Genomic DNA, 9863 nt, shown 5'->3' with positions numbered 1-9863 from the left:
CGATCACCTGTTCGAGAATGCCATCAACCCCGGTGGCGCAGGTTTTGATGCCCATGGTCGCAGCGCGTTTGAGGCCTTCGGATTCCGGGTCAATGCCCACCATCCAGACCGGTTCGATCCACTCGGAGCGTTGCATTTTCATCAGCAGGTCGGTGCCGATGTTACCTGGGCCGATGATCACGGCCTTCAATTTTTTAGACATAACATTTCCTCGCTGAGTCTAACGCTTATACGAAACGAACAGAGGCAGAACCGATGCCACCAATGGTTACCGACATAAAGTCACCGGCTTTAACCGGTTCCAGCGGTACCAGCGAACCAGACAGAATGACCTCACCGGCCTTCAGCGGAATACCGAATTCACCCAGGGTGTTGGCCAGCCAGGTAACACAGTTCACCGGAGAACCCAGCGCCGCAGCACCCGCACCGGTACTGATGATGGAGCCGTTCTTTTCTACCACCATGCCGCAGGTGGTCAGGTCAACATCCAGCGGGCTGACGGCAGTATCACCGAGCACAAACAGGCCGCACGAGGCGTTGTCGGCGACGGTGTCCTGAATCTTGATTTGCCAGTTTTCAATGCGTGAATCGACGATTTCGAAACACGGAATCACAAAGTCGGTCGCCGCCAGCACGTCGGCATTGGTGATGCCGGGGCCAAGCAGGTCTTTTTTCAGCACGAAGGCGATTTCACCTTCGGCTTTGGGCTGAATCATCAGCTCACTGATGGGCATTTCTTGGCCCTGGCTGTATGCCATCTTGTCGGTCAGGTAGCCAAAATCCGGCTGATGCACGTTGAGCATGTTCTGCACCGCTTGGGAGGTGACACCGATCTTCTTGCCAATGATGCGTTCACCGGCCTCGATACGGCGCTCGTTCATGCGCAGTGAAATGTGGTAGGCATCCTTGATGGTGATGTCAGGATAGCGCTCCGTCAGCGGGCGCAGCGTGGTACGGGTAACCAGCGCGTTATACAGCTCGTCTCCCGCTTGCTTGATATCAGCTTCATTCATAAAAAATATCATCCATCTCGGTGAATAAATCAGCAGTAGCGCGACCGCTGAATACTGCCTGCATTTGGGTGTATCAAAAGACGACGGCAACGGGTGCGCGGTTCGACGGATACACCATTTAGAGTTATTTAATTGCCCGTTCGCCCAACCGGAGCGTCATGGTGCCGCCTTGACGACCCAATGTACTCCTCAGTCGATTCTGCTCAACCGACTAAATTTGAAACACGAGATCCCACCTATGAGAGCACCTTTAGAAACGACTAGGAGACCAGTGCCATATCCTTCAGCGGTTCATATCTCGCGATCACGTAATCAATAAAGGCTCGGGTTTTTGTCGGCAAACTACTGCGATGTGGATAAATAATATTGACCTGTTTGTATCCAGCACCCCAGTCAGGCAGCAGTAGCTGCAAATGGCCACTGGCCAGCGCCTCCGCAATCAGGTATTCCGGCAGGCAAGCCAGGCCGACTTTTGCCAGCACCATATCCAGCGCCAGCCGTGCTTCATCGGTTCTGAAATAGGCTTTGGGGACAAAAGAGACTGACTCCTCGCCCTGGTTAAAACGCCAGACAGGCAAACCACGGGTGGCAATCAGTGGCAGCAAGGCAAGTTGCGAGGGATGTTCAGGATAACGGGCACCAAAATCGAAATCCGCCGCCGCACACAGCATGACCGGCGCTTTCATCAGCGGCCGCGAAATCCAGTCGTTCAGGGTAATCGGGCCGAGCCGGAAGGCGATATCAATGCTGTTTTTTACCAGGTCAGAATGGTCATTGGATAACAACAATTCCACCGATACGCGGGGGTTTTGCTGCATAAACCCCAAGACCAGCGGCTTGATATAATGATGGCCAACGGCAATCGGCGCGGTAATCTTGATCTCGCCAGACAGTGACGACAGCTCACTGTTAACGCCATCAACCCGCATTTCCAGATCATGGATTACCCCCTGCACACTGTCATACAACCTTACTCCAGACTCGGTCAGGCCAAAATGTTTGGCGGTCCGATGGATCAGCTTATAACCAAGGCTTTTTTCAAAGCCCTGGATTCTCCGGCTTAAAGTCGATAACGGAACATTCAGAAAACGGGCAGCGGCAATAAGACTGCCCTTCTCGACCACCACGACAAAATAGTAGAGGTCTTGATAATTCACCATCCCGGCACTGCCGAAGTCCCTCTCGGCAGACCAGTTAACCGGTGCCGCCAGCGCCATTGGGCCGCCCTCTGTCTGCTTTGACATGGGTTTACCCGACGCTTTTAAGTACACGACGGGTCGCTAACACGTCCATCCCCGTCAACCGGTGCGCCAAACCAGTAATGCCGCCCGGTACATACAGTGTCATCAGAATCGCCAGTGTCCCCAGACCGATCAGATACCAGGTGCCGTAATCACTGAAGTAATGGTCGATCAGCCAATACACCAGCGTGCCAATCAGCGGCCCTTCGATGCGACCAATACCGCCGATCATCACGATGAAGATACCGAACGCCGTCCAGTTGACACTGAACGCTGCTTCCGGGCTGATACGCAGATTACTGACAAAGTAGAGACCACCAGCGAGGCCACAGCCCAGCGCGGCGATGATATAAACCGCCAGTTTCATCTGGGCAACATTAATACCTTGGCTTTCGGCCGCCACCTCACTGTCACGAATAGCTTGCAACGCCAGTCCCTGCTTACTGCGCAAAAACAGGTAGATACCGACAATGGTGACCAGTACTGCCGCCAATGCAACCCAGTAGGTAACACTTTCCCGGAAGGCCCGGCTGACGCCGCGAAAGGCTGTCAGGCTGGTGCCTGAACCACCGCCCACGGCGTCAATATTGGCGACGGTAAGACGGATAACTTCAGAAATCACCCAGGTGCCAATGGCAAAATAGCCACCGTGCAGCCGGAAGGCGATTTTCGACACTGGCAATGCCACCAGCGCCGTCGCCAGTGCCGCCAGCACAATGGCCACAAACGGATTGATACCGCCCTGATTAGCCAGTGCCAGCATAAAGTAGCCACCCAGCCCAAAAAAAGCCTGTTGGCCGACCGACACCATGCCACCGTAACCGGCCATCAGGTTCCACATCATCGCGAAAATAAACAGACAGGCGACGTTCACAAACTCGTACATCCAGTACGAATCCCCCCATAGGGGCATGGTGCCACCAATGACAGCAACGGCAACCAGCACCGCCGCAAGCAAAATATTCTTGTTCATACATTCTTCTCCGTACGCGGCCTGCATCAGCCCTTGGTTTTGGGGAACAGACCACTGGGCTTGAATGCCAGGATCAGGATAAACACCAGGTGGCCAAACCAGATGCCCCAGCCGGGATCAAAATAAAAGCCGATTTGCTGAGCCAGGCCGAGCGTCATGGCACCGAGAAAAGTGCCCCAGAACGACCCCATGCCGCCGATAATCACCGACTCAAAGGCAAACAACAGCAGCGACGGGCCATCGGTGGGTGCCACCGTGGTACGCATGCTCTGGAACAGACCAGCCAGCGCCACCAGCGAAAACGCAATCGCTGTCGCCATCGAATACACCTTGGCACTGCTAAGCCCCATCAGCTCGGCAATATCACGGTCGTCCGATACCGCCCGGAAGGCCCGGCCAATCGCGGTGTGGGTAAACAACCACTGCAAGCCAAAGGTACAGCCGATGGCGCAACCCAAAATAATCAATGGCAACACACCCACCACGGTATCGTTGCCAAGGCTGATACCCAGTGTATTCAGGCCACCACTGTCGAGTGATTGCGGGTTGGCGGAAAAGATTTCCTGCAGCAGATTCTGGGCAATGATCGACAACCCGAAGGTGATCACCAGCGACGGCAAGGGATCCTTGCTGATGGTTTTATTGAGTACGAAATACTGAAAAGCATAACCGCTCACCAGCGCGCAAGGCACCAGAAACAGAATCAGTAAAAACGGATTGATATCCACTACCGACGCAATGGCAATGCCGATAAAACCGGAGATCACAATCTGATCACCGTGGGCAATATTGGTAAGACGCATGACACCAAACATCAGTGACAGTCCGAGTGCAAACAGGCTGTACAAACCGCCCAGTAATACCCCATGAATAATGACTTCTAACATAATCAGATACCGAAATAGGCCTCAGTGATTTGGTCGCGGGTCAAAGTGTCGCTGCGACCTTCCAGTGCCACCCGCCCTTCCTGAAAGCAGTACAGCCGCTGCGCACATTCCCGCGCCAGCATTACATCCTGCTCAACCACCACCACGGTCATGCCATCGGCGATAATCGATGGCAGGGCGTCGTAAATTTCACGAATCACAATGGGTGCCAGACCCAGCGAGATTTCGTCACACAACAGGATGTCAGGGTTGCTCATCAGTGCGCGGCCAATCGCGACCTGTTGCTGCTGGCCGCCCGATAAAGAGGTTGACGGGTTATTCCGTTTTTCTTGCAGAATCGGAAACAGCCGGTAAATTTCAGCCAGGTTCCACTTGCCTTTACGCTTGGCAAAGGCCCCCATCAATAGGTTTTCTTCTACCGTCATACTGGCAAACAGTCGTCGCCCTTCCGGCACCATGGCAATGCCCTGCTTCACGATGTCACCCGGTGCGATTCCGCCAAGGGCGTTGCCGCGTAAAGTAATGGACTCCGGTGCCACCTTTACCAGCCCGGTAAGAGACTTCATAAAAGTACTTTTACCCGCGCCGTTGGCACCCAGAATGCCGACCACCTCGCCTTCAGACAGCGAGAAGTTGACGTCAAACAGTACCTGGGCATCGCCATAAAAAGCGTTCAGTCCAGTAACATTGATCACGTTATTGATTATGCTATTAGTTACGGTATTCGTTATCCCATTGGTCATGCGTCGATCCCCATATAAACGCGGCGGACTTCGGCATCGTTCATCACCTCTTGCGGCTTGCCTTCGGCCAGTTTTTTGCCGAAATCAATCACCAGCAAACGATCCGCAATCGATAGCAGCGCATGCACCACGTGTTCAATCCAGATCATGGTGGTGCCCTGTGCCTTGATGCGTTTCAGTTCGTCCACCAACTCTTGGGCTTCGTGTTCGGTCAGCCCTCCGGCAATCTCGTCCAGCAGCAGCAAGCGCGGTCGGGTGGATAACGCCCGCGCCAGCTCCAACCGCTTGCGGTTAAGCAGAGTCAGGCTGCCCGCAGGCTGATTGGCGTAGGCACGCAAATCCGTCGATTCCAGCACCTCTTCGGCAATCAGCCAGGCTTCCTTTTCCGTCACCTGGGCACCAAAACAGGCGGCGGTGACCAGGTTCTCAAACACCGACATATTGCCGAACGGATGCGGCACCTGATAACTGCGTCCGATACCCGTACGGCAGCGCTGATGAGGCTTCAGCCTGGTGATATCCGTACCGTTGAAATACACGGCTCCCTGATCCAGCGCGGCATCCCCGGAAATCAGATTAAACAAGGTGGTTTTGCCCGCGCCGTTTGGCCCGAGAATCCCCAGCGTTTCTCCCTCTGCGACATCAAACGATACGTTCCGCGTGACCTGCAAAGCACCGTAGCTCTTGCAGGCTTGCTCAACTTTCAACAACATGTCAGTTACTCATTGCGTTAGAACGGGAAGACCGTTTTGATCCAGAGGGTGCTGCCCTCGGCGCGGTTTTTCACCTGGGTTTCTTGCTGGTATTTGAAGGTTGCGAACCAGCCAGTTCCCGAGTCATAACGCACGGATGGGCCAACCGCGAGTGCCTTGCCACGGTTGTCTGCCACGGTATCGCCATCCTGAGTGTCGTCGGTGACCTGCTGGTACACATAACCACCAATACCGGCGACCCAGCGATCGCCAAGACCCCAACCAAGGGCATAGTCGAAGATCAATTCCTGACCGTCCTGGTAGGATGTGGCGCTGTTTTCCAGGTTGTAGGTCCACATCGCCTTGAGGTCATAGTTGAAACCATGAGGGTTCATATTACTCACCCCCAATACCGGCTGGATGGCCCAATGATTACGACCAGGATTCGCAATATCGTCCTTTTTGTAACTACCGGTTGGCACAATCACATCAATGGCAAACAGCGAATGTAATGCCTGACTGTGGTGCCAGCCAAAGGCCAGACCGACCGTCGCATCCCCCAGCCCGGATTTGCTCTGCTCCACACCGTCAGTGACATGAACATCCAGATCCACCAGCGGTAAAATCCCGTGCAAGGCAACCGATGCGCCATGCCACTGCTTGTCGGTCACATAGATAAAACGCGGCACAATGGCATTGGCAGTCACCTTGAAATCATCCGGTGTGACCGTATCGCCGTTATTGTCGACCGCCTTGTCAGCACTGTAATGCTGTGCCCACACAATGCCGTACATGCCAGGAGGTGGCACTGCGCAACAGGTATAGTTCTCCGCGCCCACTGGATAACTGGAACCACCGCCTTCCGTCGCCATGGCAGAATTCGCAGCCAGTGCTGCAGCCAGAGTGCATAGAATCAACCGGGTATTGATCATCATCTTCTCCGTTCTTATTGTTATATCGTTGTTTTGCTTGCGTACTTCGGGAGTTGCTCTCACGAATACTTGATCGGCAGTAATTCGGCTTGCAGCGGAATCATCGGTGCCTGGCTGTTCTCAACCACCACCAGTTCCAGCTTGTTCGCACGTTTTTGCCATTGGCCGCTGACCAGCGGTGTTTTGCTGATATTGGGCACCGGCCCCTTGCGGAAATTAATATTGCCAACGATGGTGTCCAGATCCGTAGTCTTGATGGCGTTGCGGATCGCTTCCGGATCCTTGCCACCGGCCCGCTTCAACACATCAATCGCGACTTCAAACAACGAATGTTTCAGACCCAGAGGCATCGTCCAGGGGACGCCGGTTGCGGCGGTATAGCTGGCCACCAGCTCAGCGGCAGACTGACCGGTCAGAGTCGACTGGAACGGATAAGCCGGACTCCACATCAGCTCCACCGTCAACCCTTCGGCCCGATCACCAAAGGCACGAATGGCTTGCGGAAACTCCGTCGCCTTGGCCACCGTAACAATCTTTGGCTGGAAGCCCTGTTGACCGGCCTGATTCCAGAAGTTGGCAAAATCCGGTGGTGGCACCACGCCAGTCACAATCTGCACATCGCGCTTGCGGAATTCAGAAATAAACGAAGAAAAATCATTGATCGGCGACTGGAAACGACCACGGTCCACCACCTGGAAACCCTTCTGCTTCAGCACTGGAGGAAAGCCTCGCTGATCATCGCCCCAGGCGTTGCCATCCTCATCGTTGGGCCACAGCGCACCGATGGTTTTATTGCTAGGAATCTGCTCCCATAAATTGGAATAGGAGCCGATAACGTCTTCCAAGCCCCAGAAAAAGTGATAGGTCCAGTCAAAACCGACCGCCGGATCACCCTTGCGACCAAAGAAATAAGGCTGCCACGGAGCATCATTGGTGATACAGGGAACACCGTTGACCTCACATTGATCCGCCACCGGATTGGTCGTCGCCGGAGTCGAGGAAGCCACCACCAAATCAACCCGGTCACGCAGAATCAGCTCCGATGTGACATTACCGGCCTGGTTGGCACTGGACTGGCTGTCCTTATAAATAATCTCGACGCTGTATTTTTTAGCGCCCGACATAATGCCGTTTTTGGTTAGCTCACGAAGTTGTTGCAGCACAAACATATCCGGCTCGGCAAAGGCCGCCAACGGCCCGGTCTGCGGACTGACATAACCAATTTTAAAAGTATTGTTTCGCCCGGCCTGAACCAGGGGGACGCCACCGGTAGCCAATACCGCCGACGAAGCCAGCAATGATGTTTTGATAAACGAGCGGCGATTCTTGTCGACCATTTAGCCTACCTCTTACTTATTATTGTTAGGATCGTATGAATTCAGACACTGCAGCCAGCACCTGAATGCCGACATATTTCACCAACGGGCCGCTAGCCGTCCAATATTGAATTTATCTCTAACTATACTCATGGGGTATAATTTGAGGTCTCATCGAAAAGGCCAGGAACGGGCCGATATGACATGGCGAGCCAGACCGCTTTGTGCAAGTATCAGGACGCTGATAAATACAAGAAGAATAAGATGTCCAAACAATCCCTGACCCTGCCAGACAACTCAGATTTGTTGTCGCAGATACGTTTTGACCCCAAGGAAGGTAAAATCTGGCTGAGCGAAAGCCGCATGCTGTTGATTCATTCCGCGGTGATGGGACTATTACGCAAAGAGCTGATTACCACCCTGGGCCAAGACAGAACCCGTGCTTTCCTGATGCGATTTGGCTACCACTCCGGCTGGATGGATGCCGAACTGGTGTCCCGTATTCGCCCCGATCTGTCCACCAAGGACGCCTACTTTGTTGGCCCGCAGCTGCACAGCATCAAGGGCATGGTCAAAGTGACGCCAGTTGAACTCGACTTCGACGTCGAATCTGGCCACTTTTCCTGCACCATGGACTGGTTCGACTCCTACGAAGCCGAAGTACACATCAAGCAATTTGGCCTCTCCGACGACCCCGTCTGCTGGACATTGCTGGGCTATGCCAGCGGCTTCACCACCTTTTACATGCAGCAAAAAATCGTTTTCAAGGAAACCCTGTGCAAAGCCTGCGGTGATGCCCACTGCCGCATTGTGGGTAAACCCGTCGATGAATGGGAAGACCGCATGGAACTGGAAAACATGCTGCTGCCTGACCCTGTCGCCGATGAGCTGTTTGCCCTGCGCCAGCAGCTCTCCCATTTACGGGAAGTAACCGATTCACCCCATCACCGCAGTGACCACATTACCGGCTCCGTCGGCCAGTCACCGGCCTTCCTCGACGCCCTGACGTTGTTGAAAAAAGCCGCTGAAAGCAAAGCCACCGTCTTGCTGCAAGGAGAAACCGGGGTCGGCAAGGAAGTCATGGCGCGAGAATTACACAACAGCTCGCCGCGCCAGAGCGCTCCGTTTGTCGCCGTCAATTGCGCCTGCATTCCCCACGAACTGATCGAGGCCGAGCTGTTTGGCGTCAACAAGGGTGCCTATACCGGTGCCCACGAAAGCCGCCAGGGCAAATTCGAGCGCGCGGACCGAGGTACTATTTTCCTCGATGAAGTGGTCGAGCTATCTCCCAAGGCTCAGGCCGCACTCTTACGGGTGTTACAGGAAGGGGAACTGGAACGGGTCGGTGGCACCCACTCCATTGCCATCGATGTACGGGTCGTTGCCGCCAGCAATGAAAATCTCAAGAGTGCGGTCGATAACGGCAAATTTCGCGCCGACCTGTTCTACCGGCTCAACGTTTTTACAGTCGACATTCCGCCACTGCGACAACGCCAGGCAGACATTCCGCTGTTTGTTGAACACTTCATCCGCAAATACAACGGCCTTTACAACAAAAATGCCCTGGGGGTTTCCGATCTTGCCATGCAAACCCTTCTGCATTACGACTGGCCCGGCAATATCCGCGAACTGGAAAACATGATCGAGCGCGGGGTGATCCTGACTGACAACAATCACCAGATCGATGCCAATAGCTTTCCCGCCAGCCTGACCCGGCCAGACCAACACCAGGACACTAACAACGGCCTGACCGATGGCGGCTACATTGGCCAACCGGGACAATCCAATATCGATTATCAACAACTGCTCAGTAGCGAATTTGACCTGCGCCGCCACGAAGAAGGCATCATCAACGCCGCACTGAAAAAAACCGCAGGGAATATAAGCCAGGCCGCCCGACTACTGGGACTCACCCGGTCGCAATTGAACTACCGGCTGAAGAGCCGCTAGTGTCCCTTAACAAAAATAAATAGAATTTATATGAGTGGTTATAGTCTACTTTGAGGAGTGCATTTTCAGGCAGAGGCAAACCATGGGACGACCAGTCAAAGTGCTCGACATCACTG

General features: G+C 54.1%; 9 protein-coding genes and 1 pseudogene. 1 reads left to right on the top strand and 9 read right to left on the bottom strand.

Translation table 11 applies throughout. The features are described 5' to 3' along the window. The 9 genes and pseudogenes from WG929_RS20680 to WG929_RS20640 form a co-directional block, all read right to left on the bottom strand. Positions 1 to 202 (bottom strand): annotated as a pseudogene (locus WG929_RS20680) (acetaldehyde dehydrogenase (acetylating)); the annotation flags it as partial. Between the two features lie 25 nt (positions 203 to 227). Then, positions 228 to 1013, bottom strand: a complete 786-nt coding sequence (gene dmpE, locus WG929_RS20675; protein ID WP_416207580.1) for a 2-oxopent-4-enoate hydratase — start codon at positions 1011 to 1013, stop codon at positions 228 to 230. A gap of 260 nt (positions 1014 to 1273) precedes the next feature. Beyond that, positions 1274 to 2257: a LysR family transcriptional regulator gene (locus WG929_RS20670; RefSeq protein ID WP_416207579.1), complete on the bottom strand. Its 984-nt coding sequence runs from the start codon at positions 2255 to 2257 to the stop codon at positions 1274 to 1276. 4 nt (positions 2258 to 2261) lie between these two features. Next, positions 2262 to 3227, bottom strand: coding sequence for a branched-chain amino acid ABC transporter permease (locus tag WG929_RS20665; RefSeq protein ID WP_416207578.1), 966 nt, complete (start codon positions 3225 to 3227; stop codon positions 2262 to 2264). Between the two features lie 26 nt (positions 3228 to 3253). Beyond that, on the bottom strand, positions 3254 to 4114 hold the full coding sequence (locus tag WG929_RS20660) for a branched-chain amino acid ABC transporter permease (protein WP_416207577.1): 861 nt from the start codon (positions 4112 to 4114) through the stop codon (positions 3254 to 3256). 2 nt (positions 4115 to 4116) lie between these two features. Further along, entirely contained in the window at positions 4117 to 4809 is a 693-nt protein-coding gene (locus tag WG929_RS20655; RefSeq protein WP_416207576.1) for an ABC transporter ATP-binding protein, read from the bottom strand. A gap of 44 nt (positions 4810 to 4853) precedes the next feature. Beyond that, entirely contained in the window at positions 4854 to 5570 is a 717-nt protein-coding gene (locus WG929_RS20650) for an ABC transporter ATP-binding protein (RefSeq protein ID WP_416207575.1), read from the bottom strand. 17 nt (positions 5571 to 5587) lie between these two features. Next, a complete protein-coding gene (locus WG929_RS20645; RefSeq protein ID WP_416207574.1) occupies positions 5588 to 6484 on the bottom strand; it encodes a SphA family protein in 897 nt (298 codons plus the stop codon). A 56-nt stretch (positions 6485 to 6540) separates the two neighbouring features. Then, a complete protein-coding gene (locus WG929_RS20640) occupies positions 6541 to 7818 on the bottom strand; it encodes an ABC transporter substrate-binding protein (RefSeq protein ID WP_416207573.1) in 1278 nt (425 codons plus the stop codon). A gap of 243 nt (positions 7819 to 8061) precedes the next feature. Between WG929_RS20640 and WG929_RS20635 the strand changes: the two genes are divergently transcribed. Further along, positions 8062 to 9747 carry a sigma 54-interacting transcriptional regulator gene (locus WG929_RS20635; RefSeq protein ID WP_416207572.1) on the top strand — a complete coding sequence of 562 codons (1686 nt, stop codon included), beginning with the start codon at positions 8062 to 8064 and terminating at the stop codon, positions 9745 to 9747. Positions 9748 to 9863: the final 116 nt, after the last annotated feature.

Source organism: Oceanobacter antarcticus (genome assembly GCF_044962685.1).
GTDB lineage: Bacteria > Pseudomonadota > Gammaproteobacteria > Pseudomonadales > Oceanobacteraceae > Oceanobacter > Oceanobacter antarcticus.
Note: the sequence above shows the minus strand (reverse complement) of the source record. Positions and strands in the feature narration are given on the sequence as shown.